This window comes from Bradyrhizobium sp. USDA 376, assembly GCF_054063675.1.
The window spans coordinates 3,124,715-3,149,023 of the sequence record NZ_JBSSGN010000001.1 but is presented as its reverse complement, the minus strand read 5'-3'; the positions used below and the strand labels follow the sequence as shown (position 1 = coordinate 3,149,023).

Here is a 24,309-nt window from a genome sequence, read left to right as displayed (position 1 = left end):
TTTCGTATCACGCCCGCAGGATGCGCCGTGCCACCGCATCGAGCTTCTTCAGGAGCTCGGGATCGCGCGCCTCGGGCGCCGTGATCAGCGCGGTGTCGAGCGCGCGGTCCGAACCGATCGGGCACGGCTCGTGCTCGCGCGGGAAATCCTTCGCCAGCCGCGCCACCAGCGCCTTCGCCTTGTCGGCGTTCGAGGTCAGCACGCGGATGATGTCTTGCACGGTGACGGCATCGTGGTCGGGATGCCAGCAGTCGAAATCCGTCACCATCGCGACCGTAGCGTAGCAAATCTCCGCCTCACGCGCGAGTTTTGCTTCGGGCATGTTGGTCATGCCGATGACCGAATAGCCCAGCGTCTTGTAAGTCATGCTTTCGGCATAGGTGGAGAATTGCGGCCCCTCCATGCAGACATAGGTGCCGCCCCGCGCGATCGCGATGCCTTCCGCATCTGCGGCCGCGGCAAGATGGATACGCAGCCGCGGCGAGACCGGATGCGCCATCGACACATGCGCGACGCAGCCGCGGCCGAAGAACGAGCTCTCGCGCTTGTGGGTGCGATCGACGAACTGGTCGACGAGAACGAAGGTGCCAGGCGGCAGTTCCTCCTTGAAAGAGCCGCAGGCCGAGAGCGAGATCAGGTCGGTGACCCCAGCCCGTTTGAGCACGTCGATATTGGCTCGATAGTTGATGTCCGATGGCGACAGCCGGTGGCCCTTGTCATGCCGCGGCAGGAACACGATCGGCAGGCCCTCGATGGAGCCGCGCCTTAAGGGAGCCGACGGCTCGCCCCACGGACTCTCGATCACCTCTTCGCGCGCGCCCTCGAGACCCGGCAGGTCGTAGATGCCGGAGCCACCGATGATGCCCAATACCGCCTGCGTCATACCCGCTCCACCCTGTTCGCCACGTGCGACATGGTTAAAGCTATGCCAGTTTTGCGGCGGTTTTGGAACGGGGGTGGTGAGGGGATGGCGGGACTGTGAGGTGGGCGGGTGCGAACCTCGGTGTCGTCCCGGCGCAGGCCCATGGGCGCTAAAATAGGATTTGCGCATTGGATTGGCTTGTGATTCCAAATTGGGATGGCACACGAATCGCTTGTGAACGAGGACTGGGCGCGTGTTGTCGCCCGGCTTGGCGGCGCCGAAGCGCTCAACGTTAGCGCGCGCGAGACGAAGGCGTTTGTCCGCCCGCGGGAAATCAGCAATGCGGTGGATTTGCTGCGCTTGATCCTGGCGTATTGCCTTGGCGAGCGAGGTCTGCGGTTGACGGCGGCATGGGCCACGTCGGTGGGCCTTGTCGATATCTCCAACGTGGCTCTGTTGTATCGGTTGCGTCAGTGCGGAGATTGGCTGGCGAAGTTGATAGGCCAAGCACTGGCGAGCGGTGCGCCGAAGGCGAGCCACGGCCGCCTGATCCGCATTGTTGACGCCACGACGGTCCCGAAGGCTGGGACGAGCGGCAGGAACAAGAACGCGGTGTGGCGCATACACAGCGCGTTCGATCTTCCGCAGGAGCGCTTTGGTCACTTCGAGCTGACCGATCAGCGAGCGGGCGAGACGCTGGACCGGATACCGGTGATTGCCGGCGAAATCCGTCTTGGCGACCGCGCTTATCTGCAACCGGAGCGCATGGCACGTCTCGTCGATGCCGGCGCGGACTTCGTGATCCGGTCCGGCTGGAAGAGCGCGCGTTGGGTTGATGCCAAAGGTGGTCTGGTCGATCTGACGGCCGAACTGCGCAAGGCTTCGGCATGTGGCCTGATCGATCGACCGATCTGGATAAAACGCAAGTCTGGCGCACCGCTGCTCGCTCTGCGTCTGGTTGCCGTCAAGAAGCCGGCGCAAGCGGCCGCGGTCGCACGACGCAAGGCGCGCCGAACGGCCCAAAAGGGAGGCCACCAGCTCTCCAGGCAAACACTTGACGCTGCAGATTGGGTGATCCTGGTGACCTCGCTCGCACCGGAGGACTTCTCAACGAGCGATGTCCTTGCCCTCTATCGGCTGCGATGGCGCATTGAACTCGGCTTCAAGCGGCTCAAGAGTTTGATTGGCCTGAAGGGCCCTCCCGGAACTGACGAGCGGTCCGCCAGGCCCCACATCCTCGCTCATCTGCTGATCATTCTCCTGCTCGAGCCACTCGTCGACGAACTCGAGGACTCTCCCCGCTTGGCCGAGGCCGCCTGACCCGTCCAGGGACCTGGCGTCTGCTCCGCCAACTCGTCGCCTCGCTCCGACAAGCAATCATGCCCCAACCCGCGATTGCTTGCCTGCGCAGACTTCGCTCCACGCTCGGACGGCATCTACACGAACCACCAAGACGAAAACGTCGCTATCAAGCAATGCAACTATTTTAGCGCCCATGGGCGCAGGCCGGGACCCATACCGCGTGATCTATCGGTTGCGAACGATCGTTGTACCGAACGACGAGTCTTCGCCAAACTGCTCCCTGGGGTTATGGGTCCCGGCCTGCGCCGGGACGACACCCGGGGGAGTGGCGTCCTTACCTTAAGCCGCGGTCGCGAGCCGCAGCTGCGTCGCGACCATCCGCTCCAGCGTCTCGACGGACTGGAAATTCTCCGGCGTGATCTCGGACTGCGGGATGGTGAAGTCGAACTCGGCTTCGACGCCGAGCATGAGATTGACCATGTCCATCGAGGTCAGGCCAACGTCGACGAGCTTGGCTGACGGCGCGACGTCGGCGGACAGCGAGTTCTGCGCGAGGATGCCCTTCACCAGCGTGATGATGCGATTGCGCAATTCGGTATCGAAGGCCTGCATCGGTAAATCCCATCTGTCTAAAAGGTCGGGCCGGACTGCCGGGTACGATGGGCAGGGACGGCCGATCCCGCAATGGGCGTCACCATTACTTCGCGTTTCTTAGTAAACGATGACTCAGATTGTCTGAAATTCATGCCTCTTCCAGTTCGCTAACGCGATCGCGGAAATCCGGGGGATGCGAAAAACCGGACCTTAACTGTCCATTCGGAATTGGAGTTCGTTTACCCTCTATTTCATCGACGAATTTGAATTAAATCCGTAGCCTCGTCTCACAAGCAAAGATGGTCGGAGGATCGCTTTACACGGCGTCGCGAATGATGCCGGCGATCCCGAACGACAAACCGGAGGCGGACGAGAATGAACGTGCGTGAAGCGGTCCTCACTGTCGACGAAACGCAAGCCAGCTTTCTCGAGCAGGGCCCCTCCCTGATCGAGCGCGCCGCCCGGACCGCCGCAGCGGCCGCGGCCGACGCAGACGGGGTCGATCGCGACGCCCGCTTCCCGCATAAAGCCTTCGACGTCGCGCGTGAGCAAAAGTTGCTCGGCGTCATGATCCCGGTCGAGTTCGGCGGCTTCGGCGCCTCGATCCACGACGTCACTGACATCTGCTACACGCTCGGACGCGCCTGCGCCTCGACCGCGATGATCTACGCGATGCACCAGACCAAGGTCGCCTGTGTCGTCAGGCACGGCCACGGCATTCCCTGGATGGAAACCATGATGCGCCGGGTCGCCCGCGACCAGTGGCTGCTCGCCTCCTCCACCACCGAAGGCCAGAACGGCGGCAACATCCGCGCCAGCGCGGCCGCCGTCGACCATGCCGGTGACACCGTCTCGCTGATGCGCGACGCCACCGTGATCTCCTATGGCGCCGAGGCCGACGGCCTCGTCACCATCGCCCGCCGCGCCACGGACGCCGCCGCCTCCGACCAGGTGCTGCTGGCGCTCGCCAAGGACGATTATTCACTGAAACAGACGCAGGGCTGGGAAACGCTCGGCATGCGCGGCACCTGCTCGACCGGTTTCGAGCTGAAGGTCGATTGCCCCGCCGACCGCGTCTTCCCGGAAGCCTACGACAAGATCCACGCGCAGACCATGACGCCGTTCGCGCATCTGTGCTGGTCGTCGGCCTGGGCCGGCATTGCGGCCGCAGCGGTAACGCGTGCGCAGGCCTTCATCCGCAAGGCTGCCCGCACCTCCGGCGGGCAGATGCCGCCGGCGGCTGCACATTTCACCGCCGCGAAGATGTCGCTCGCCAAGCTGCGCGCGCTGATTTCGGCCAACATCGATGCCTTCTCCCGTGTCGAGCATGACGAGCGGGCGCTCGGCTCGCTCGACTTCCAGTCGTCGATCACGCTGCTGAAAGTGCAGGCCTCCGAGCTCGCGGTCGAGACCGTGATGCATGCGATGCGCACCGCGGGCCTTTCCGGCTACCGCAACGACGGCGAGTTCACCATGGGCCGTCACCTCCGTGACGTGCTGTCGTCGCCGATCATGATCAACAACGACCGTATTCTGGCCAACGCCGCCACCGCGACGCTGATGAGCGGCGTGCCCTCGAGCCTTCATGACTGACGTGCCTTCCCGACCAGAGCAACAAGAACAATTTCGAGATAGCAGGACATCGACCCATGAATATTGCCGTCCTCCCCAATTCGCCCGAAACCGCGCCTGAGATCGTTGATCCGCTCGATCATCTCGCCGACAAGCTGTTCCACCGCATGGGCTCGGACGGCGTCTACGCCCGTACCGCGCTCTATGAGGGCATCGTCGAGAAACTCGCCGCGCTGATCACCAGCCATCGCGAAGCCGGCACCGAAGCCTTGCGCTTCCCGCCGGTGATGAGCCGCGCGCAGCTGGAGAAGTCAGGCTATCTCAAGAGCTTCCCGAACCTGCTCGGCTGCGTCTGCGGCCTGCACGGCACCGAGCGCGAGATCAACGCGGCGGTGAGCCGCTTCGATGCGGGCGGCGACTGGACCACGTCACTGTCCCCGGCCGACCTCGTGCTGTCGCCGGCGGCCTGCTATCCCGTCTATCCGATCGCGGCGAGCCGCGGCCAGTTGCCGAAGGGCGGCCTGCGCTTCGACGTCGCCGCCGACTGCTTTCGCCGCGAGCCGTCGAAACATCTCGACCGGCTGCAATCGTTCCGGATGCGCGAATATGTCTGCATCGGCACGCCCGACGACGTCGCCGATTTCCGCGAACGCTGGATGGTGCGCGCGCAGGCGATCGCCCGCGACCTCGGCCTGACCTTCCGCGTCGATTATGCCAGCGATCCCTTCTTCGGCCGTGTCGGCCAGATGAAGGCCGTGAGCCAGAAGCAGCAGCAGCTCAAGTTCGAGCTGCTGATTCCGCTGCGCTCGGAGGAGCAGCCGACCGCCTGCATGAGCTTCAACTATCACCGCGAGCATTTCGGCACGACCTGGGGCATCCAGGACGCCAATGGCGAGCCGGCCCACACCGGCTGCGTCGCCTTCGGCATGGACCGCCTGGCCGTCGCCATGTTCCACACCCACGGCACCGACCTTTCCGCCTGGCCCGCCAAGGTGCGGGAGATGCTGGGCCTGCAGCCGCATGTCGCGACTGAAGCTCATGGCGAAGGCTGGCGCTAACGGAACGAGGCCGACCATTTCCACGGGCAAGACGAGCGTGATCCATACCAAGGTCCGTTGCCGCGAGATCACCGAGTCCGACGTCGAGAAGATCGCGGACTTGCTGACGCGCGGCTTCGTCGGCCGTTCACGCGACTACTGGATGCAGGGCCTGCGCCGGCAGGCCTTCCGGCCCGTGCCGGAGGGCTATCCGCGCTTCGGCTACATGCTCGACAATGACGGCGAGCCCGTCGGCGTGCTGCTGCTGATCTACACGACGCGAAAGCACGGCGAGGAGGCCGCCATCCAGTGCAATCTGTCGAGCTGGTATGTCGATCCGGCCTACCGCAACTACGCTCCGTTCCTGACCAAGGTCGCGCAGCGGCACAAGGACGTCACCTATCTCAACATCAGCCCGGCGCCGTGGACCTGGCCGATCATCGAAGCCCAGGGTTTTCGCAATTACTGCCGCGGCATCTTCTTCTCGGTGCCGGCGCTGGCGCGTGCCCCACGCTGGAGCAAGATCGAGGTGATCTCGCAGCACGCCAAGACGATCGACGGGCTCTCCCGGGACGAGACCGAGCTCCTGACGCGGCATGCGCGCTACAATTGCCTCAGCCTCGTCTGCCGCACGCCGAAGGGCACGTTCCCCTTCATCCTGCAGCCGGTCCGCATCCGCCGCGGCTTCATCGCGCCGCCCGCGATGAAGCTGATCTACTGCCGCAGCGCCGCCGAATACGCCGAATGCGCCGGCCGCATCGGCCGGCTGCTGCTGCGGCTCGGCAAGATCTCGGTGGCGGTCGATGCCAACGGCCCGATTCCCGGCCTCGCCGGCATCTACACCGAGCGGCGCGGCCGCAAATATTTTAGGGGTCCGCACCGGCCGCAGCTCGCCGACCTCACGGATACGGAGCTCGTGCTGTACGGGCCGTAGGGGGCAGCGCTCAGCCCACACGCCGGGCTGTCGTCCCGGCCTAGTTGCGCAATTGCGCACTAGGCCGGGACGACACCACGACTTGTTGCGCGCTCGACCAACTCTGGCTTGCAAGCGCCTCAGCATTCGCGCGGACAAGACAAGGTCTCTCCATCGAGAGTCACCCTCCGTAAACTACTGCGCTTAAGGGAATTTTCCCGCCTCTTCGCTACCCTCGGCAGCGGAATTACGTTGCGTTAAGTCTATTGCCCGCCGAGATCATGCCGACCCCATGACATCGACCTGCGACAACGAGCTTGGTGCACGCCGCGAGCAAGGCCCGGAGGCCCTGGTCGCGCTGAGCCAGCTTGCGCTCGATCGCATGGAGCAAGGCGTCTGCGTCTACGATGCCGACAACAGGATCGTGCTGGTCAACCAGCGTTACCTCGCGCTGTTCGACTTGTCGGCCGACATCGTGCGCATCGGCACGAGCTACCGCGAGGTGCTCGCGCACAGTGCGAGCCGCGGCAATTTCCCGGAGAGGGAGCTCGACGCGCTGTATTCGGCGCGGATCGCGCAGATCGCAGGCGGCAAGCCGTTCCGGACCGAGCAGCGGCTGGCGAGCGGCCTCGTCATGTCGCTGGAGCTGAAGCCGCTTCCCGGCGGCGGCTGGATGACGATCTGCGACGACGTCAGCCGCCTCGCCCGGCTCGAGGCGGAATTGCGCGTGCAGACCGAACGCAGCCAGCATGCGCTCGCCAACATGTCGCACGGCCTCATCATGTATGACGCCGACAGCCGCGTCGTCGTCTGCAACGAGCGCTTCCTGAAGCTCTACAATCTCGACCCTGACATCGTGAAGCCCGGCATCGCGCACAGCACGGCCATCGACCACTGGCTCTCGCGCGGCAACATAGCGGGCATGCCGGCGGAGGAATTCCACGTCACCAGGCTCGAGGACGTGCGCGCCAGGAAGGCAAAAACCCTGCTGGTGATGCGCTACGACGGACGGATGGTGCAGGCGGTCTCCCGCTTCCTCCCCGACGGCGGCTGGGTGACAGTGCATGAAGACGTCACCGAGCGGCTGCAATACGAGGAGACGCTGCGGCAGCAGAACTTCATCCTCGACGCGGCTCTGGAGAACATGGCGCACGGGCTCGCCTTCTACGACAGCGACATGCGCCTGCGCGTCTGCAACACCACCTACCGCAAGATCTATCTGCTCTCGCCGGAGGAGACCAGGCCCGGCACGCATCTGGCCGAGCTGATCGAGCGATCGATGACGAACGGCGCGTTCGCCTCGGAATACAGCCCGCAGCAGATCCTGGAAGCCGCCCGTGCACGGATCGCGAGCCGTGACTGCTCGCCGATGCGCCGGCGCATGTCGAACGACACCGTGATCTCGGTCCGCTATTGCGCTCTGGCAGAAGGCGGCTTCGTCGCCACCTATGAGGACATCACCGAGCGCGAGCATGCGGTCGAGGAGCTGAGCGAGCAGTATCGGCGCTTCGATGCGGCGCTGAACAATATGAGCCAGGGCCTGTGCATGCTCGATTCGAGCCTGCGCGTGATCGTCTGTAACCGCCGCTATATCGAGATGTACGGCCTGTCGCCCGACGTGGTGAAGCCGGGCGTCTTGATGCGCGAGATCATGGAGCACAGCTGCGCGCTCGGCATCCACCCGAACATGACCGGCGCCAGGCTCTATGCCGATTATGTCGAGCGGCTGCGCGAGGGCGAGCACACGTTGCACCGCCATTTGAGCGACGGCCGCATCATCAAGCTCAATCACAAGCGGATGGAGCATGGCGGCTGGGTCGTCACCTATGAGGACGTCACTGAGCGCCACAAGGCCCAGGCCCGCGTGGCGCACATGGCGCGGCACGATTCGCTCACCGACCTGCCCAACCGCACCCTGTTCCGCGAGAAGATGGGCGAGGGATTGAACCAGGTGGCGATTGCCGGCGGCGCAATGGCCGTGCTGTGCTTCGACCTCGACAATTTCAAGACCGTCAACGACCGCCTCGGCCATGCCGCCGGCGACCGGCTGCTGCGCTGGGTCGCGGCGCGCCTGAAGGAGAATGTCGGCGAGCACGACACCGTCGCGCGCCTCGGCGGCGATGAGTTCGCCGTGCTCCAGCGCGGCCCGCAACCGCAATCGGCCGAACTGCTCGCCCGTCGCCTGGTCGAGATCATCGGTCACCCGCCGCCGCTGGAAAACCAGGCGATCCATGTCGGCGTCTCCGTCGGCATCGCGATCGCGCCCGATCACGGCTTGGACGCCGACGAGCTGATGAAATGCGCCGACCTTGCGCTGTACCAGGCCAAGGCCAAGGGGCGCGGCGCCTACCAGCTGTTCGAGCCCGAGATGGAGGAAGAGGCGCGCAGCCGGCACGCGCTGGAGCACGATCTGCGCGGCGCGCTGGAGGCCAACCAATTCCATCTGGTGTTCCAGCCGCAGGTGCGGCTCGATTCGTCCGAGCTCACCGGCTTCGAGGCGCTGCTGCGCTGGAAGCATCCCTCGCGCGGCTTGGTCTCGCCCGCCGAGTTCATCCCGATCGCGGAGGAGAACGGGCTGATCGTTCCGATCGGCGAATGGGTGCTGCGCACGGCCTGTGCGACTGCAGCGTCCTGGCCCGACCTCACCGTCGCAGTGAACCTGTCACCGGTGCAATTCCGCTCCCGCGGCCTGGTGACGATGGTCACGAGCGCGCTCGCGGAAGCCGGCCTGCCGCCGCAGCGGCTCGAGCTCGAGGTCACCGAAACCGCGCTGCTCGACGACAGCGAGGCGACGATCGAGATCCTGCACCGGCTGCGCGCCCTTGGCGTCCGCGTCAGCCTCGACGATTTCGGGGTCGGCTATTCCTCGCTGAGCTATTTGCGCAAGTTTCCGTTCGACCGCATCAAGATCGACCGCTCTTTCGTCGGCACGCTCGGCGAAAGCCCGGAAAGCGTCGCCATCGTCCGCACCATCGCCAGCCTCGGCTCCGTGCTCGGCGTCGCGACCACGGCCGAAGGCGTGGAGACCGAGGAGCAACTCGACTTCGTGCGCGAATGCGGCTGCACCGCGGTGCAGGGCTATTATTTCGGCAGGCCGTGCCCCGCGACGGAAGTCGGCCGCACCATCGAGACGCTGAACGCAGTCCGGCGCGTGGCTTAAGGGCTCTAGGCCTCCGCAAATTCCGCCCCTCGGCACACCTCCAAACGACCAATTGTCGCACGTCCCCTTTTCGCGGGGATCGCTCCCTCGCCCCTGCGCGCGGTCTACGCAATACGCTTTTCTTCTCCCATGATTTCGGGGACAATCCCCTCATAACAGCGAGAAACGGCGGTCCAACGAGATCGCCGCGAGGGAGGTATTTCGATGTCGCGATACGGGCTGAAGACGATTGCCTTTGCCGCCATGCACGTTGCGGGCGCATTGCTCGCGACCGCCGCCGGCGCGCAGGACTATCCCACAAAGCCGGTCACGCTGATCGTGCCGTGGCCTGCCGGCGGCTCGACCGACATCTCGATGCGCGCGATCGCCGACAGCGCCTCGAAGGTGCTGGGGCAGCCGATCGTGATCGACAACAAGGCCGGCGGCGGCGGCACGGTCGGTCCTGCGACCATGGCCGCCGCAGCGAAGCCGGACGGCTACACCATCTCGCAGATTCCGATCACCGTGTTCCGCCTGCCCCTGATGCAGGAGGTGTCATGGGATCCGGCGAAGGACTTCACCTATATCATCCACCTCACGGGCTACACGTTCGGCGTGACCACCAGCGCGGAGTCGCAATTCAAGTCGTGGAAGGACGTGGTCGAGTTCGCCAAGGCGAACCCGGGCAAGGTGACCTATGCAACGCCCGGCACCGGCACCTCGCTGCATATCGGCATGGAGCAGATCGCGGCGATGTCCGGCATCAAGCTCACGCAGGTGCCGTTCAAGGGCGGGGCCGAGACCAACGCGGCCGTGCTGGGACAGCACACGATGCTGCAGGCGGATTCGACGGGCTGGCGGCCGCTGGTCGATGCCGGCAAGCTGAAGCTGCTGATGGTATGGACCGGCGCGCGGTCGCCGAACTATCCCGATGTGCCGACGCTGAAGGAGCTCGGCTATCCCATGGTCTATGATTCCCCGTTCGGCATCGCGGGGCCGAAGGGCATGGACCCAAAGATCGTCGCCAAGCTGCACGACGCCTTCAAGAAGGCGGTCGAGGATCCCGCGGTGATCGCCACGCTCGCCAAATACGACATGGTGCCGAACTACAAGAACACCGAGGACTACAAGAAGTTCGTCGTCGAGGTCACGGAATCCGAGCGCAAGGTGATCGACACGCTCGGGCTGGCGAAGAAGTAGAGTTCTGCTGCCACACATGCCGGCGTCATCCTGAGGTGCGAGCCGCGCTTGCGGCTCGCCTCGAAGGATGGATCGGGGCACCGCCGCCCTTCGAGGGCCGATGAAGAAGCGCCCACCTCAGGGTGACGGTGATCGAGAGGTGCTTTGAATGAACGACCAAACCAACGTCAAACTCCGCCTCAACAACTCCGAGCTCTGGGGCGGGCTGATCGGGCTCGCACTCGGCGGCTTTGTGATCTGGTCGGGGCTGAAGCTCAAGCTCGGCACCATCAACGATCCCGGCTCCGGCTATGTGCTGTTCTACACGGGCATCCTGATGTGCGTGTTCGCGGGCTCCATCATCATCTCGGCGATCACCGAGGGCGGACCGACGCTGGCCTCGCGCTGGGAGAACGTGCGCTGGGGCAAGCCGCTCCTCGTCATCGCCTGCCTCACGGCGTTCTCCTTTGCGCTGGAGCCGCTGGGATTCCTGCTGGCGTCGATCCCGTTGATGCTGGCGCTGTTGCGCCTGATCGATCCCGTGCGCTGGACGCTGGCGATCCCGATCGCCGTGCTGGTGCCATCAGGCATGTGGTGGGTGCTCAAGCGCCTGCTGCTGATCCAGCTGCCTTCTGGCCTGTTCGGGATCGGTTGACCGCATGGATACGCTCGCCAATGTCGCGCACGGGTTCGGCGTCGCGCTGACCGGGATCAACCTGCTCTACTGCTTCATCGGCGTCTTCATCGGCACGCTGGTCGGCGTGCTGCCCGGCATCGGACCGATCTCGGCGATGTCGCTGCTGCTGCCCGTGACGCTGTCGGGCACGCCGGAATCCGGCATCATCATGATGGCCGGCATTTATTACGGCTCGATGTATGGCGGCTCGACCACCTCGATCCTGGTCAACATCCCCGGTGAAGCGGCCTCGGTCGTCACCTGCATCGACGGCCACCAGATGGCCAAGCAGGGCCGCGCCGGCCCAGCGCTCGGTATCTCCGCCTTCGGCTCCTTCATCGCCGGCACGTTCGCACTGATTGCCTTGATGCTGGTGGCCCCAAAGCTTGCCAGCATCGCGATCGCGTTCGGCCCGGCCGAGTATTTCAGCCTGATGGTGCTCGGCCTCGTCGTGCTCACCTTCCTCACCCAGGGCTCGATGCCGAAGGCGCTGCTGATGGCCTGCATCGGCGTCGTGCTCGGACTGATCGGGCTCGACAGTATCACGGCGCAGCCGCGCCTCACCTTCGGCCGCATGGAGCTGATCGACGGCATCGGCCTCGTGCCCGTCGTGATGGGCCTGTTCGGCGTCGCCGAGGTGCTGCTCAACACCGAGCAGGCGATCAAGCGCGACATCATCAACGCGAAAATCACGCAACTGTTGCCGACCAAGGCCGATTGGCAGGCCAGCACTGGCCCCGTGGCGCGCGGCACGCTGCTCGGCTTCCTGCTCGGCATTCTGCCGGGCGGCGGCGCGGTGGTGGCCTCGTTCGCGTCCTATGCGCTGGAGAAGCGGCTGTCGAAAACACCGGAGCGTTTCGGCCATGGCGCGATCGAGGGCGTCGCAGGCCCCGAATCCGCCAACAATGCTGCGGCCGGCGGCGCGTTCATTCCGCTGATGACGCTGGGCATCCCGCCGAACGTGGTGATGGCGCTGCTGCTCGGCGCATTCGTCATCCACGGCCTGCAGCCGGGCCCGCTGCTGATCACGCAAAACCCCGGCCTGTTCTGGGGCATCGTCGCCAGCATGTATATCGGCAACGTCATGCTGCTGATCCTGAACCTGCCGATGATCGGCATGTGGGTGCAGCTCTTGAAGCTACCCTACAACATTCTGTTCCCCCTGATCATCCTGTTCACGATCCTCGGCGTGTACTGCTCGAGCAACAACGTGTTCGACGTCTATGTGATGATCGCGTTCGGCATCGTCGGCTATTTCATGCGCAAGCTCGGCTACGAGCCGGCACCGCTGGTGCTCGCCTTCGTGCTCGGGCCGATGCTGGAGAACAATCTGCGCAAGTCGCTGATCCTGTCGCAGGGCGATCTCTGGACCTTCGTGCAGCGGCCGATCTCGGCAGCGTGCCTGACGCTGGCGTTGGCCCTGCTGATCGCGCCGCTGCTGCCCGCGCTGCGCAAGAAGCGCGAGCTAGTGGCATTGGACGAAGGGGCGTGAGGAGATCTCGTAGGGTGGGCAAAGGCGCGCATGCGCCGTGCCCACGATCTCTCTATGGTGGGCACGCTTTCGCTTTGCCCACCCTACGGCGTCTGCGCGAGAGGCGCGGTGCAATCAGCCCTCGCCGGTCCCTTCAAGCCGGTCGCGCAGGGCGCCGATCACGCGATGGGCCGTCTCGATCTCCTTCACTGACAGGCCATCCGCCAGGCCGTTGACCCATGGGCTCTGCAGCCGGCCGGCGGCGTCAAAGACCTGCCTGCCCTTGTCGGTGAGCACGACGAGCTGCGCCCGGCGGTGATGCGGATTGGTCTCGAACGCGACTAGGCCATCGCGCTCGAGATCGTTGACGATCCGCTGCACGTTCTGGCGGTTGGCGCCGAGATTGCGCGCCAGCCAGGCAACCGGCTCCGGACGCTCGGCAGCGACGATCGCCCCCAGAATCTGCCAGCGCGCGCTGGTGAGGCCGAGCGCGGCGACCAGCCGATCACCGGCGGTCAGGAGCAGGCCATTGGCCCGGAACAGCTCGAGAATGAAGCCGGTCAGGGCCTCGCCCGCCGGGGTTCGCTTGGTCCTGCTCATTTGTCGCGATTGTTCCGTATTGACATCATCATGTCAAATGCCTATGTCAGATCTTGTCGAATTGACATGATGATACCAATTACACGGAGTGATGTCATGCCCCAGATGCGCCCGCTCGACCCAGCCTTCCCGATCGACCGCCAGATCGCGCTCGATGCCGGCCCCGTGGTGCTGGTCAACCTGTTCACGCTGGATGCTGCTGATGAACCGAGATTCCTGAAGAACTGGCAGGACGATGCCGCCTTCATGAAGCGACAACCGGGTTTCATCTCGACCCAGTTGCATCGTGCGGTCGGCGAGAGTCCGACCTATCTGAACTACGCGGTCTGGGAGTCCAATGCGCACTTCCGCGCGGCTTTCACCCACCCGGAGTTCCGCGCGAAGATCGCGGACTACCCGGCATCCGCCGTCGCAAGTCCGCATCTGTTCCAGAAGGTCGCAGTGCCGGGTATCTGTGTGGCGTAGGTGCGCTCACGATGGCGGCGGAGAGAGCCGACCCCACGGGAGCAATCGTAGGGTGGGCAATGGCGCACTTGCGCCGTGCCCACCATCTCGCCACGACTACAACAGAAGTCGTGGGCACGCTTCGCTTTGCCCACCCTACGGCATCTCAGCCCGCCGCAGGCAGCGCGCTATCCGCCGCCACGCCCCACGGGCGCTCGGCTGAGGCGAGGCCGATCAGGCGGCCCTGAATGTAGTCGCAGCCCCAGTCGCGCAGCATGTTGGCGGCCTCTTCGTCCTGCACCCATTCGGCGACGGTCTTGATGTCGAGCCGGCGGGCGAGGTCGATCAGGGTGTGCACGAAGGCGCGATCGTCGGCGGAGCGCGTGATGTTCTGCACGAAGGCGCCGTCGATCTTGACGATGTCGACGCCGAGCTTGCGCAGGTTTCGAAACGAGGTGTAGCCGGCGCCGAAATCGTCGATGGCGATGCGGCTGCCGAAATTCTTCAGCCGCGTGACGAAGCCGCGCACGTCATCGATATCCTGGATCGCGACGGTCTCGGTGATCTCGACGATCAGCCGCTCGGCGACCCCGGGATGGGCCAGCATCAGCGATTCAATTCCCGCCCACCAGTCCGGATCCATGGTGGTGTCGGGCGAGATGTTGAGGCTGAGACTGACATCGGGCGCGGCCGCGAGCTCGGCGACCACGAGCTCGAGCACGCGGTGATCGACCAGGCGGATGAGGCCGAGCCGCTCGGCAACCGGCACGATGTCGGGCGCGAGCAGCACCTGGCCGTCGCCCTGGTCCATCCGCACCAGGCATTCGTGGAATGCGCGCTGGCGCGAGACGGCTGCAACCACCGGCTCATAGGCAAGCTTGATGCGGCGCTCGTTCAGCGCGGTGACGATCTCGTCGGTGACGCGGATATTGACGCGGCGCTGCGCATCGCGCGTGGCATCCGGACGCCAGGCCGCAAACGAGCCGGCCCGCCTGCGCTTGGCGGCATCCAGCGTCTCATGGGCGCGATTGACCGCCTCGTCGGTGTTGCGGGCATAGCGCGGCAGGCTGACCGCGCCGATCGAGGCGGTGACCGAGACCGGACCGGATTTCGTCGGCACCACCTCGTCGCGGATGCCGGCGAGGAAACGCTCGGCGGCGACATTCATGTCGTCGATGGTGCAGTTCTTCAGGATCAGGCCGAACTTGTTGCCGGAGAAGCGTCCGAGCACGTCGCCGCCGCGCAGGCGCGCGCGGATGCGTTTGGCGATGTCGAGGATGACCGCGTCGGCAACATCGAAGCCGAAAGCGTCGTTGACGCGGGCGAGGTGATCGATGCCGACCAGCATGAAGGCCGCGGTCGAGCGGAAGCGCGTCGTCTCCTCGATCGCCTCGGCCAGCGCCGCGATCAGATGCGAGCGATTGAGCTCGCCGGTCAGCGGATCGAGCCGGGCCAGCTTGGTCAATTCCTCGTCGCGGGCGTGGCGCTCATTGTTGATGCGGACGGAGCCGATCGCACGCGTCGGGCGGCCATCGGGGCCGGCGAACCAGCGGCCGGTCTCCTCGATCCAGACCACGGGATCGGAGGCGCTCATGCGCACGCCGTACTCGACGCGGTAGGGCGTGCCGTCGGCGCCGTGCACGGGGGAGGTCTGCGCCAGCGCGGCGGTCCGCAGCGACTGCGCGGGCTCGATCAGCTTGGCGAATTCGGCGCCGGTGGCGAGCCGCTCGGCGGGGATGCCGGGGAAGACGGCGCCGACCTGCTCACCCCAGACGATGGCGTCGCTGGCGATGTCCCAGGCGAACACGGCCTGGCCGAGGGCGGTCAGGATGTCGGAGGCTTGCGGCAATGCAGGGGTCAAAATCGCCTCATTTCGGCACAGCGGGAGTCCTGAGCCGGCACAGGATAAAGCCAGATTCGCCTTGGACCCTAGGCAAAGTTGATAAACAATTTGGAAACCACGTTGTGAAGAGAGGGGGGAACCAAACCGGCCCGCCCGGCATAGGCCTTGCGAGTACTGACACGCACCGGCGCCCGCGTCCCGAAACGCGACAATGTCCGCCGGATCAACGGTGATCGCGATGTTGAGTACTGATCGATCGGATGAGGCGGCAGGCGGCATGGGCACGGCCCTGGTGCCGCTGATCCCGACTGTGCAATGGCTCCACAAGGTGCCGCTGCCCCGCCCCGATTCAAGCTTCGTCACCCAGCTGATCCCCAATGCCGAGCACCTGCCCCAGACCAGCCGGCTGCGCCGCGCCTCGTCCGAGGATGCGCGGATGGCCTATGGCAGCAAGCGCCCGCTCGGAAGCGTCACCGCGCGCACGCGGCAGGTGGCTTGATAAGCAGGCGAATTCACTTCACCTCGCCCCGCTTGCGGGAGAGGTCGATCGCGAAGCGATCGGGTGAGGGGGACTCTCCGCGAGTCCAACTCTCACCGTGCCCGCGGAGACTCCCCCTCACCCCAGCCCTCTCCCCGCAAGCGGGGCGAGGGAGCGCACCGACATTGCGGCGACAGACTTAGGTGATCAGCGCGGCGCGTCCGGAGACGACGGCGTGCCGCTGCCCGGCTGCAGATGCGGCGAGGGGATTTCCGGCGAAGGCGGATTCACCGGCTTCGGCGCGGGATGATCCATCAGCACGGATTCGGCGACCGATTGCGCGGAGGGCGCGGGCGGCACCACCGGCGCTGGCTGCGGCGCCGGCACCGGCTCGAACTTCGGCTCGACCACTGCTTCATCGGCCGGCGCTTCGGCCTGGCGCTTGGCCTTGCGCGGCGCCGGCACTGTCGTCTCGGCGACATAGGTGACGCGGCGGCGCGTGCGCTGGGCGATGCCGCCGAGGAAATCGGCCATCGCGAGTAGCACCAGCAGGAAAAAGGTGGAGTTGCCGAATTTGGGCCACATCACGAATTCGGCGGCGGCCGCGCCGAAGATGATCAGCGACAGCAGATGATCCATCAGGAATTTCGAGCCGGGTCGCGCGCCCTTGACCACCTCGAGCAGCAGCAGCACCACGCCGAGCGCGAGCAGGAGATCGGCGAGCGTGACCGGCCAGGTCTCGCCCGTGATCATCGGCACCTTGAACAGCACGTCCGAGAAGGACACGCTGGGCATCAGAAAGGCGATGATGTTGTAGACCGCGAGCGGAATCAGAAGCAGCGGGAAACCGACCATCGGCAAGATGCCTTCTCGATCAAGATATCCAGACAGGACAATGCGGCGGCGAAGCATTCGCTCCGCCGCCGTCACTGCCATATCTCATGGGTTGGCCGACATCAGGCAGGCTCAATCATCCTGCCCGGAGAAAGGTCCTGACTTTAGGACTCTTTCTTCTTCAGGACCTGGCGGCCCTTGTACATGCCGGTCTTGAGGTCGAGATGGTGGGGACGACGGAGCTCGCCGGAGTCCTTGTCTTCCACATAGGTCGGCTTCTTGATGGCGTCTGCCGAGCGGCGCATGCCACGGCGCGACGGCGAGGTTTTTCTTCTCGGAACGGCCATTTCAATATCCTCTAGGGATTGGTGTTATCGGGGCATCGTCCGGGAGGGGACGGCTCAGCACCCGCAATACGAGGCGAGCTGAATGCCGATCAAGGCCGGGCTTATAGAGGAAGGCTGGCCGTAAAGCTAGGCTTTTGGCCCGGAAAATGCGCCCAAAAAGGGCCCGGAATCAGCGATTTTCGCGCCAGCAGGTCACAAGCGAGCTCGCCTGGGCCCGCGCCATATAGGTGGCCGCCAGCCGCCGGACGCCCGGTCCAGGGGTCCGGGCGCTACGTTTGACCGGATTCGGCAGGATCGAGGCCAGCAGCGCAGCCTCCCGGGCCGAGAGATTTTCGGCCGATTTGCCGAAAGCATAGGCGCTGGCCGCTTCGACGCCAAACTGCCCCTGCGGGCCCAGCTCCGCGATATTGAGGTAAATTTCGAGAATCCGGGCCTTGGGCAGCACCAGGTCGATCCACAACGCCAGCGGGAATTCCAGTGCCTTGCGGATGAAATCGCGCCCCTGCCAGAGGAACAGGTTTTTCGCCACCTGCTGGGTGATGGTGGAGGCACCCCGGAAGGCGGTGCCGTCCTCCCGCGCGTCGTCGATCGCCTCGCGCAGCGCGCCCCAATCGATGCCGTGATGCTTGCAGAAATGAGCGTCCTCGGCCGCCACCACCGCGCGCGGCAGATAGGGCGACATATCAGCCAGATCGATCCACTCCCGCTGCATCGGCGCGCCCCGCAAACTGCGCCAGGCCATCAGCGTCGAAACGGGATGTCCGGTGCGGTAGAACGGCGCGATCACATAGGGCGCGAGGACCACGACCGCGAGCACCACCAGCAGGATTTTGACGATGCGCAAATCGACCTTTCCGGCGCAAACTGAACAGCGGCTATGGGCTGGTCCATTAAGTCTGTGATAATTCGGGCCTTTTCCAGCACTTTTTAGGCCTTCCAAACGATTGACTGAGGCGGGCGCATAAAGGATTGTCCCGCCGAATTTTAGTTCTGGAGCCCTTCTTGATGACCGGCACGTCCCCGTCCGATTTCGCCAAACGTCTGGACAAGACCGCTGATGACACCGAAGCCCTGCTCGGGCGCTTGCTGTCGGACGACATCCTGCACGATGAGATCGCTCGGCCCAAGCGACTGATGGACGCAATGCGCTATTCGAGCCTGAACGGCGGCAAGCGCCTGCGGCCGTTCCTGGTGGTCGAAAGCGCAGCGGTGTTCGGCGTGCCGCGCGACGCGGCACTGCTCGTGGGCGCCGCTCTCGAATGCATCCACTGCTACTCGCTGATCCATGACGATCTGCCGGCGATGGACAATTCCGACCTGCGCCGCGGCCGCCCCACCCTGCACAAGCAGACCGACGACGCCACCGCGATCCTCGCCGGCGACGGCCTGCTCACGCTCGCCTTCGACATCGTCACCCGCGACGAAATCCATCGCGACGCCAATGTGCGGCTCTTGCTGACGCGCGCGCTGGCGCGCTGCGCCGGCATCGGCGGCATGGTCGGCGGCCAGATCCTCGATCTCGCCGGCGAAGGCCGCTTCGGCGGCAACGAGCCGATCGATGTCGCCCGCATTCAACAGATGAAGACCGGCGCGCTGCTGCGCTACGGCTGCATCGCCGGCGCGATCCTCGGCCAGGCCTCAAGTGCGGAATATCAGGCGCTCGACGATTACGGCCGCGCGCTCGGCGAAGCGTTCCAGATCGCCGACGATCTGCTCGACGTCGAAGGCGATGCCGCCGCGCTCGGCAAGCCGGCCGGCGCCGATGCCGCGCTCGGCAAGACCACCTTCGTGACCCAGCTCGGCATCGAAGGCGCCAAACAGCGTGTGCGCGATCTGCTCGCGCGGGCCGACAGCGCGGTGTCGATCTTCGGCGATCGCGCTGCCGTGCTGCAAGCCGCCGCGCGCTTCGTCGCCGAGCGGAAGAGCTGACGCAGGATTTTCACCTCTCCCGCTTGCGGGAGAGGCATAGGCCGAGGCGAAGCCTCGGCTATGGCGAAGCGCCGGGTGAGGGCTCTTTCCTCTTGGGGGTTCTCGCTTTTGGAGACACCCTCTCCCCAACCCTCCCCCGCAAGCGGGGGAGGGAGCGCACCTCCGACGCCGCTCACACCGGACGATCCGCATGGAAAAGGAAGATCCCGTCCTCGTCCGCTTCCGCCAGATGTCGCTGCCGGTGCGGCTGATTTATGCGCGGCCGCGGACCTTCATCGCGCTCGCGGCCGGCATCCTTGTTTGCTTGCTGCTGCCGGGCTCGCACCGGCTGGTGACGCGGCTGTTGTTCGGCTGGGATGCACTGATCGCGGTCTATCTCGTGCTGGTCTATGCGATGATGCTGTGCAACGACCATCAGCACATTCGCCGCGCCGCCGCGATGCAGGACGACGGCCGTTTCGTGATCCTGCTGGTGACGGCGACCGGCGCCTTCGCCAGCATTGCGGCGATCGTCTCCGAGCTCGGCACGCCGCATCGCGGGGTGCTGGAGCTGACCATCGCGATCACCACCATCGCGCTGTCATGGGCCGCCGTGCACACGACCTTCGCGCTGCACTACGCGCATGACTACTATCGGAATGCCAAGCCGGGCGGCTTGCAGTTTCCGAGCGGCGACAAGGAAGACCATGCCGACTATTGGGACTTCGTCTATTTCTCGTTCGTGATCGGCATGACCGCGCAGGTCTCCGACGTCGGCATCACCGACAAGACCATCCGTCGCACCGCCACCGCCCACGGCATCGTGTCCTTCATCTACAACACGGCCTTGCTGGCGCTGACGGTGAACATCGCGGCGAGCGCGATCTCGAACTGACGTCGTCCCGGCGAACGCCGGGACGACCCCAACAAGCTCAGTTGCACACCTCGGCATTGGCATCATTGCCGGGGCCGCCGCCGCCGCGATATTCGAGATGGCAGCCGCGGTTGACCGGACGGCAGCCGCCGCTATTGCAGAACACCTGCCCGCCACCCGAACGACGGCCGGCGCCGGCAGCTGCACCGTAGCCGCCTGCAGCTTCGGCCGCCGCACCGCCGGCCTGGCGACGCTGCCGGGCGGGACGCTCATCGGCGGCGTCGCGCTTCGCGGTCGCGGGCTTGGCCGGCTTTGCGGCGCGCTGCTTCTCGCACTCATTGTCGTCGTTGACCGCATAACCCTCGCGGCAGACGATCTTCGTGCACTTGTCGCCGTCGGCCTTGAAGCCGTGCTCGCAGACCAGCGGACAGACGCGCGACGGCTTGGCCTTGACCGCGTCGAGCGCGTCGGTGCTCGCGACCTTCACGTCGAGCTTGGTGCCGGCATAGCGGTTGAACTGCGACAGCGAGCGCTGCGAGGACGTGTTCCAGTTGCCGTCGGCCTGTCCGGAGTAGCAGCCGACCCGGCCAAGCTCGGTCTGTACCGAGCGGCTCAGATCGGCCGGATTGGTCGCCGGCGTCAGTGCGGCAACGTTGGTGCCGGCCTGGCTCGCGGTGCTGGCCGGCGCCGTGCCCGGCGCCGCGGCGGCGAGATTGACGCGCTGCTGCTCGGCGGCGGCCGCCTGCTGCTGCGCCTGCTCCTTCGCCTTCTGCGCGGCGAGCTGTGCCTGCTCGGCGGCCTTTGCATCGGCCGCAGCCTTGGCCTGCGCATCCTTCTGCGCGCCGAGAGCGGCAAGACGATCGCGTTCGGCCTCGGCCTGCTTCGCCTTCTCGATCGCCGCCGCATGGACCTGCTCGGCCTGGATCTTGTCGATCTGTAGCTTGGCGAGGTTCGCATAGAAGCCGTCAGGGTGCTGGGCGAGGAAGGCTTCCCATGCCGGCTTGTTGCCGACCTGGAGCGCAAGCTCGTAGTCGCGGCGCATGTCGGCCTGCGGGTTCGCCACTGGCGCCGCGGGCGCTGCAGCCACCACTTTGACCGGCACCAGCGGGACATCGTCGCCGCCGAGCGAGCCATAGACGAACGGCTCCTGCTTGTTGCTGGTCGACTTCAGCACGTCGTCGCGCACGAAGCCGAACGCGCGGCGGACGTCGAGGCCCGGCGTCGTCAGATGCTTCGACAGCGCGACCGTAAACGGGCTGTTGGCGCCGTCGCCGTCCTGCGCCGTGAAGCCGGCCTTGGCCGAATAGGCGATCAGCGTGTTGGGGCTGGTCGGCTCGACCTGGGCGAGGCCGCGGCCGATGCCGCGCGAGGCGATCGTACGCTTCATGGTCTTGCCGAAGGGATTGTCGCGGCAGGCGTCCAGGATCACCAGACGGAGCTGTTTTGCGGGCTCGACCGCGACCAAGACGCGGTCGAGCGACAGCGCCTCGTCATAGACGTCGGTGTCGCGCTCGAGCCTGGCGTCGACCGGGATCAGATAGTTCGAGCCTTCGACCTCGATGCCGTGGCCGGCATAGTAAACCACGGCAATGTCGGCAGTGCGGGTCGCGTCGGCAAAGTCGCGCAGCACGCGCCGCGTATCCTGGGCGGACAGATCGTGCCGCGAATCGACGACGTCAAAACCGGCCTCCTTCAGCGTCTTCGCCATCACCGCGCCGTCATTGACGGGGTTTGCGAGCGACGGGGCGTGCTGATAGGCCGAGTTAGCGAGCACCAGCGCGACGCGCTTTCCGGCAAAAGCGGGATCAGTGCCGAACAGCAGCGCGGCAGCAAGGAGAAGCGGGCAAAATCTGAGCAGGTTGCGCATGACACGACTTCCGAAGTTCAGGGCCGCCTGGGCCTTTGGGACCGCTTTAGCAGGATCGAGCACTTGCGCTTGTGATGGAGGTCACGAAGGCGGTGTCGACGACAGGCCGAAAGACCCTCTATGTTTGTCGCGCCAGCGCGGTCGGGGTTCGGCGACACGAGCGGCGGGCCGGGTTCCCCTAGGAATCCCCGATATGCCCCCGATACTGCGGCAGATCGTCGGTAATCTCGTGCCAGGGCGCCTTCGAGCCGACGAAAATATGGGCGCTCGGCCGGATCGAGGGGGCATCGACCAGGGTTCCCATGGCGACATGGACCCATTTCCCCTCACGCACCCGGGAATAAAGCAGCGAGCCGCAGCGGGCGCAGTGGGCGTCATGGGTGGTGTCGTCCCCGAAAATAAGCCGCTGGTCGTCGCCCCGGACGATGCGGAGCTTCTCTTGCGCGATGCCGGCGAACGGCTTGAAGGCGGAGCCGGTGGTGCGGCGGCAGTTCGAACAGTGGCAGTTCAACGCGTAGGAGAACGCGTCGGCCACCTCGAAGCGCACGGTGCGGCAATAGCATTCGCCGGTCAGGATACGAGCGTTCGAATTTTCTGATCCGGTCATGGCGACGCCCTCGCGCAAATGGCTGACACACCCATAGCGCATTTCGAAGTGTACGACTAAGTTCCGTCCAAGCCATCGTGCAAAGGGATGACCCATGAGCCAGAACCGTTCGAGCGTCGAAGCCGTCGTGCAATCCTATTTTGACGGGCTCTATGAGGGTGATGCCGAAAAGCTCGGCGCCATCTTCCATCCCTCCGCCGATTTGCGCTGGGTCGAGAAGGGCGAATTGCAGGTGCTGACGGTGCCCGATTGGCTCGACCGCGTGCGCAAGCGCCCCTCCGGCAAGGCCGAAGGCAAGCCGCGCGAGGATTTCATCGTCACCATCGACCGCTCCGACGATAAGACCGCCTTCATCAAGGTGCGCTGCCAGCTGCCGCCGCGCTATTTCACCGACTATCTGGTGGCGATGAAGCTCGCAGACGGCTGGCAGATCGTGTCGAAATCGTACAGGTATGACCTGAAGGAGTGAGGGGCGCGCGTTGATGCGCTCCCTCTCCCCGTTCTTACGGGGGCGCGACGAGCTACGCTCGCGCTGAGAGGGTTGGGGTGAGGGGCTGCTTCCGCAAACAAAGTGACAGTTGGACTCGTGGAGAGTCCCCCTCACCCGCCGCGCTTTTCGCGTCGGCCTCTCCCCGCAAGCGGGAGGGCAATCGCATATGGCTTTTGGCAGCGCCTGACCGCACGCCTCGTCCTTCGAGACGACCGCTACGCGGTCTCCTCAGGATGAGGCTAAGCAGCATCGTGCCCGTTGATACTGCCGCCACGCATTCAGTCCTCATCCTGAGGGCCCGCCGTAGGCGGGCGTCTCGAAGGATGGGTCGCAGGCGAGCTGTCCGCCACGTTTTTCTTCATATGCGATAGCCCTACCGCAAGCGGGGAGAGGCGAAGAAAGGAAAGTCCCTCATGCTGCTCGACCGCCGCTCCCTGCTCGCCTCGCTCTGCTGGATGGCAGCTTCTCCCGCGCTTGCCGCGGAGGCGCCGCCTGAACTCGAAACCTACGAGCGCGACAGCGGCGGGCGGATCGGGCTCTATGCGGAGAATCTCGCAACCGGCAAGAAGCTCGCCTGGCGTGCCGACGAGCGGTTCGTCATGTGCTCGACATTCAAGGCGTCGCTGGCGGCCTGCGTGCTGGCGCGGGTCGATCGCGGCGAGGAGCAGCTTGCGGCGACGATCGCTTACGGCCAGGCCGACCTGCTCGACTACGCGCCGGTCGCCAAGCAAAATCTCGCGGCCGGCAAGATGGCGGTCGCCGAGATGTGCAAGGCGATCGTCGAGCTCAGCGACAACACCTGCGCCAATCTGCTGCTGGCGCGGATCGGCGGGCCGGCCGCCCTCACGGCGTTCTGGCGGTCGCTCGGTGACACCACCTCGCGGCTCGACCATAACGAGCCCGAGCTCAACCGCTCCCCGCCCGGCAATCCCCAGGACACCACGACGCCGGCGGCGATGGCGAACAATCTGCGCCGGCTGGTGCTGGGCGAAGCCTTGTCGGCGCAATCGCGCGTTCAGCTCACCGACTGGATGGTGAACTGCAAGACCGGCGCAAACCGGCTGCGTGGCGGCCTGCCGGCGGACTGGAGGATCGGCGACAAGACCGGCAACAACGGCAAGGATGCGTCGGGCGATATCGCGGTCGTCTGGCCCAAGCCGGATGCGCCGATCCTGATCGCGGCCTATACCCAGGGCGGCTCGCCGAATGCCGCGCAGATCGCGGCCGTATTTGCCCGCATCGGACGCATGGTGGCGGAGCGGCTGGCATAAG

23 protein-coding genes are annotated in these 24,309 nt (G+C 65.4%); 14 read left to right on the top strand and 9 right to left on the bottom strand.

The features are described from left to right. Positions 1-7: 7 nt before the first annotated feature. Positions 8-883: an S-methyl-5'-thioadenosine phosphorylase gene (locus ACVJ19_RS14775; protein ID WP_453948508.1), complete on the bottom strand. Its 876-nt coding sequence runs from the start codon at positions 881-883 to the stop codon at positions 8-10. Positions 884-1,078: 195 nt separating this feature from the next. Between ACVJ19_RS14775 and ACVJ19_RS14770 the strand changes: the two genes are divergently transcribed. After that, positions 1,079-2,182: an IS4 family transposase gene (locus tag ACVJ19_RS14770; protein WP_453947895.1), complete on the top strand. Its 1,104-nt coding sequence runs from the start codon at positions 1,079-1,081 to the stop codon at positions 2,180-2,182. A gap of 321 nt (positions 2,183-2,503) precedes the next feature. On the opposite strand, the gene ACVJ19_RS14765 is transcribed toward ACVJ19_RS14770, so the two are convergent. Then, on the bottom strand, positions 2,504-2,776 hold the full coding sequence (locus ACVJ19_RS14765) for a phosphopantetheine-binding protein (RefSeq protein WP_453948509.1): 273 nt from the start codon (positions 2,774-2,776) through the stop codon (positions 2,504-2,506). A 357-nt stretch (positions 2,777-3,133) separates the two neighbouring features. Between ACVJ19_RS14765 and ACVJ19_RS14760 the strand changes: the two genes are divergently transcribed. The 7 genes from ACVJ19_RS14760 to ACVJ19_RS14730 all read left to right on the top strand — a co-directional run bounded on the left by ACVJ19_RS14760 (position 3,134) and on the right by ACVJ19_RS14730 (position 12,766). Beyond that, on the top strand, positions 3,134-4,351 hold the full coding sequence (locus tag ACVJ19_RS14760; RefSeq protein ID WP_453948510.1) for an acyl-CoA dehydrogenase family protein: 1,218 nt from the start codon (positions 3,134-3,136) through the stop codon (positions 4,349-4,351). Between the two features lie 56 nt (positions 4,352-4,407). Beyond that, positions 4,408-5,388: an amino acid--[acyl-carrier-protein] ligase gene (locus tag ACVJ19_RS14755; protein ID WP_453948511.1), complete on the top strand. Its 981-nt coding sequence runs from the start codon at positions 4,408-4,410 to the stop codon at positions 5,386-5,388. Positions 5,389-5,425: 37 nt separating this feature from the next. Further along, positions 5,426-6,301, top strand: a complete 876-nt coding sequence (locus tag ACVJ19_RS14750) for an acyl-CoA acyltransferase (protein ID WP_453955086.1) — start codon at positions 5,426-5,428, stop codon at positions 6,299-6,301. A 271-nt stretch (positions 6,302-6,572) separates the two neighbouring features. Continuing rightward, the gene (locus tag ACVJ19_RS14745; protein WP_453948512.1) at positions 6,573-9,440 is read left to right on the top strand and encodes a PAS-domain containing protein; all 2,868 of its coding nucleotides are present in this window, start codon (positions 6,573-6,575) and stop codon (positions 9,438-9,440) included. A 204-nt stretch (positions 9,441-9,644) separates the two neighbouring features. Next, positions 9,645-10,619, top strand: coding sequence for a tripartite tricarboxylate transporter substrate binding protein (locus ACVJ19_RS14740; RefSeq protein ID WP_453948513.1), 975 nt, complete (start codon positions 9,645-9,647; stop codon positions 10,617-10,619). Positions 10,620-10,767: 148 nt separating this feature from the next. Then, entirely contained in the window at positions 10,768-11,253 is a 486-nt protein-coding gene (locus ACVJ19_RS14735; protein ID WP_453948514.1) for a tripartite tricarboxylate transporter TctB family protein, read from the top strand. Positions 11,254-11,257: 4 nt separating this feature from the next. Next, entirely contained in the window at positions 11,258-12,766 is a 1,509-nt protein-coding gene (locus tag ACVJ19_RS14730; RefSeq protein WP_453948515.1) for a tripartite tricarboxylate transporter permease, read from the top strand. 114 nt (positions 12,767-12,880) lie between these two features. On the opposite strand, the gene ACVJ19_RS14725 is transcribed toward ACVJ19_RS14730, so the two are convergent. Further along, the gene (locus ACVJ19_RS14725) at positions 12,881-13,345 is read right to left on the bottom strand and encodes a MarR family winged helix-turn-helix transcriptional regulator (RefSeq protein ID WP_453948516.1); all 465 of its coding nucleotides are present in this window, start codon (positions 13,343-13,345) and stop codon (positions 12,881-12,883) included. A gap of 96 nt (positions 13,346-13,441) precedes the next feature. On the opposite strand from ACVJ19_RS14725, the gene ACVJ19_RS14720 reads away from it, so the two are divergent. Beyond that, positions 13,442-13,810 (top strand): antibiotic biosynthesis monooxygenase family protein, encoded by a 369-nt coding sequence (locus ACVJ19_RS14720; protein ID WP_453948517.1) that lies wholly within the window; start codon positions 13,442-13,444, stop codon positions 13,808-13,810. Between the two features lie 145 nt (positions 13,811-13,955). Here the strand turns inward: ACVJ19_RS14720 and ACVJ19_RS14715 are convergent, their stop codons facing one another. Next, a complete protein-coding gene (locus ACVJ19_RS14715) occupies positions 13,956-15,650 on the bottom strand; it encodes an EAL domain-containing protein (protein WP_453948518.1) in 1,695 nt (564 codons plus the stop codon). A gap of 220 nt (positions 15,651-15,870) precedes the next feature. Here ACVJ19_RS14715 and ACVJ19_RS14710 point away from each other — a divergent pair, with 220 nt between their 5' ends. Then, the gene (locus tag ACVJ19_RS14710) at positions 15,871-16,131 is read left to right on the top strand and encodes a hypothetical protein (RefSeq protein WP_453955088.1); all 261 of its coding nucleotides are present in this window, start codon (positions 15,871-15,873) and stop codon (positions 16,129-16,131) included. Between the two features lie 186 nt (positions 16,132-16,317). Here the strand turns inward: ACVJ19_RS14710 and ACVJ19_RS14705 are convergent, their stop codons facing one another. The 3 genes from ACVJ19_RS14705 to mtgA all read right to left on the bottom strand — a co-directional run bounded on the left by ACVJ19_RS14705 (position 16,318) and on the right by mtgA (position 18,135). Continuing rightward, positions 16,318-16,965: a hypothetical protein gene (locus ACVJ19_RS14705; protein ID WP_453955089.1), complete on the bottom strand. Its 648-nt coding sequence runs from the start codon at positions 16,963-16,965 to the stop codon at positions 16,318-16,320. Positions 16,966-17,108: 143 nt separating this feature from the next. Beyond that, positions 17,109-17,291 (bottom strand): 50S ribosomal protein L32, encoded by a 183-nt coding sequence (gene rpmF / locus ACVJ19_RS14700; RefSeq protein ID WP_007598106.1) that lies wholly within the window; start codon positions 17,289-17,291, stop codon positions 17,109-17,111. 169 nt (positions 17,292-17,460) lie between these two features. Then, positions 17,461-18,135 (bottom strand): monofunctional biosynthetic peptidoglycan transglycosylase, encoded by a 675-nt coding sequence (mtgA, locus tag ACVJ19_RS14695; RefSeq protein ID WP_453948519.1) that lies wholly within the window; start codon positions 18,133-18,135, stop codon positions 17,461-17,463. A 161-nt stretch (positions 18,136-18,296) separates the two neighbouring features. On the opposite strand from mtgA, the gene ACVJ19_RS14690 reads away from it, so the two are divergent. Together ACVJ19_RS14690 and ACVJ19_RS14685 are read left to right on the top strand one after the other, a co-directional pair. Beyond that, positions 18,297-19,220 carry a polyprenyl synthetase family protein gene (locus ACVJ19_RS14690; RefSeq protein ID WP_453948520.1) on the top strand — a complete coding sequence of 308 codons (924 nt, stop codon included), beginning with the start codon at positions 18,297-18,299 and terminating at the stop codon, positions 19,218-19,220. Positions 19,221-19,410: 190 nt separating this feature from the next. Continuing rightward, positions 19,411-20,094: a DUF1345 domain-containing protein gene (locus ACVJ19_RS14685; RefSeq protein WP_453948521.1), complete on the top strand. Its 684-nt coding sequence runs from the start codon at positions 19,411-19,413 to the stop codon at positions 20,092-20,094. Positions 20,095-20,131: 37 nt separating this feature from the next. Here the strand turns inward: ACVJ19_RS14685 and ACVJ19_RS14680 are convergent, their stop codons facing one another. Together ACVJ19_RS14680 and ACVJ19_RS14675 are read right to left on the bottom strand one after the other, a co-directional pair. Continuing rightward, entirely contained in the window at positions 20,132-21,940 is a 1,809-nt protein-coding gene (locus ACVJ19_RS14680) for a caspase family protein (protein WP_453948522.1), read from the bottom strand. A 178-nt stretch (positions 21,941-22,118) separates the two neighbouring features. Next, complete coding sequence (locus ACVJ19_RS14675) at positions 22,119-22,547, bottom strand: GFA family protein (protein WP_453948523.1); 429 nt, start codon at positions 22,545-22,547, stop codon at positions 22,119-22,121. Between the two features lie 94 nt (positions 22,548-22,641). Between ACVJ19_RS14675 and ACVJ19_RS14670 the strand changes: the two genes are divergently transcribed. Together ACVJ19_RS14670 and bla are read left to right on the top strand one after the other, a co-directional pair. Next, on the top strand, positions 22,642-23,016 hold the full coding sequence (locus ACVJ19_RS14670) for a nuclear transport factor 2 family protein (RefSeq protein ID WP_453948524.1): 375 nt from the start codon (positions 22,642-22,644) through the stop codon (positions 23,014-23,016). Positions 23,017-23,450: 434 nt separating this feature from the next. Then, on the top strand, positions 23,451-24,308 hold the full coding sequence (gene bla / locus ACVJ19_RS14665; protein WP_453948525.1) for a class A beta-lactamase: 858 nt from the start codon (positions 23,451-23,453) through the stop codon (positions 24,306-24,308). Position 24,309: the final 1 nt, after the last annotated feature.

Coding starts and splice junctions, on each gene's coding strand:
- ACVJ19_RS14685 (WP_453948521.1), top strand. CDS start 19,411: ATGGAAAAGGAAGATCCCGTCCTCGTCCGCTTCCGCCAGATGTCGCTG.
- ACVJ19_RS14730 (WP_453948515.1), top strand. CDS start 11,258: ATGGATACGCTCGCCAATGTCGCGCACGGGTTCGGCGTCGCGCTGACC.
- ACVJ19_RS14680 (WP_453948522.1), bottom strand. CDS start 21,940: ATGCGCAACCTGCTCAGATTTTGCCCGCTTCTCCTTGCTGCCGCGCTG.
- ACVJ19_RS14745 (WP_453948512.1), top strand. CDS start 6,573: ATGACATCGACCTGCGACAACGAGCTTGGTGCACGCCGCGAGCAAGGC.
- ACVJ19_RS14775 (WP_453948508.1), bottom strand. CDS start 883: ATGACGCAGGCGGTATTGGGCATCATCGGTGGCTCCGGCATCTACGAC.
- ACVJ19_RS14725 (WP_453948516.1), bottom strand. CDS start 13,345: ATGAGCAGGACCAAGCGAACCCCGGCGGGCGAGGCCCTGACCGGCTTC.
- ACVJ19_RS14710 (WP_453955088.1), top strand. CDS start 15,871: ATGTTGAGTACTGATCGATCGGATGAGGCGGCAGGCGGCATGGGCACG.
- rpmF (WP_007598106.1), bottom strand. CDS start 17,291: ATGGCCGTTCCGAGAAGAAAAACCTCGCCGTCGCGCCGTGGCATGCGC.
- ACVJ19_RS14675 (WP_453948523.1), bottom strand. CDS start 22,547: ATGACCGGATCAGAAAATTCGAACGCTCGTATCCTGACCGGCGAATGC.
- ACVJ19_RS14670 (WP_453948524.1), top strand. CDS start 22,642: ATGAGCCAGAACCGTTCGAGCGTCGAAGCCGTCGTGCAATCCTATTTT.
- ACVJ19_RS14735 (WP_453948514.1), top strand. CDS start 10,768: ATGAACGACCAAACCAACGTCAAACTCCGCCTCAACAACTCCGAGCTC.
- ACVJ19_RS14760 (WP_453948510.1), top strand. CDS start 3,134: ATGAACGTGCGTGAAGCGGTCCTCACTGTCGACGAAACGCAAGCCAGC.
- ACVJ19_RS14755 (WP_453948511.1), top strand. CDS start 4,408: ATGAATATTGCCGTCCTCCCCAATTCGCCCGAAACCGCGCCTGAGATC.
- ACVJ19_RS14705 (WP_453955089.1), bottom strand. CDS start 16,965: ATGGTCGGTTTCCCGCTGCTTCTGATTCCGCTCGCGGTCTACAACATC.
- bla (WP_453948525.1), top strand. CDS start 23,451: ATGCTGCTCGACCGCCGCTCCCTGCTCGCCTCGCTCTGCTGGATGGCA.
- ACVJ19_RS14720 (WP_453948517.1), top strand. CDS start 13,442: ATGCCCCAGATGCGCCCGCTCGACCCAGCCTTCCCGATCGACCGCCAG.
- ACVJ19_RS14740 (WP_453948513.1), top strand. CDS start 9,645: ATGTCGCGATACGGGCTGAAGACGATTGCCTTTGCCGCCATGCACGTT.
- ACVJ19_RS14770 (WP_453947895.1), top strand. CDS start 1,079: ATGGCACACGAATCGCTTGTGAACGAGGACTGGGCGCGTGTTGTCGCC.
- ACVJ19_RS14690 (WP_453948520.1), top strand. CDS start 18,297: ATGACCGGCACGTCCCCGTCCGATTTCGCCAAACGTCTGGACAAGACC.
- ACVJ19_RS14765 (WP_453948509.1), bottom strand. CDS start 2,776: ATGCAGGCCTTCGATACCGAATTGCGCAATCGCATCATCACGCTGGTG.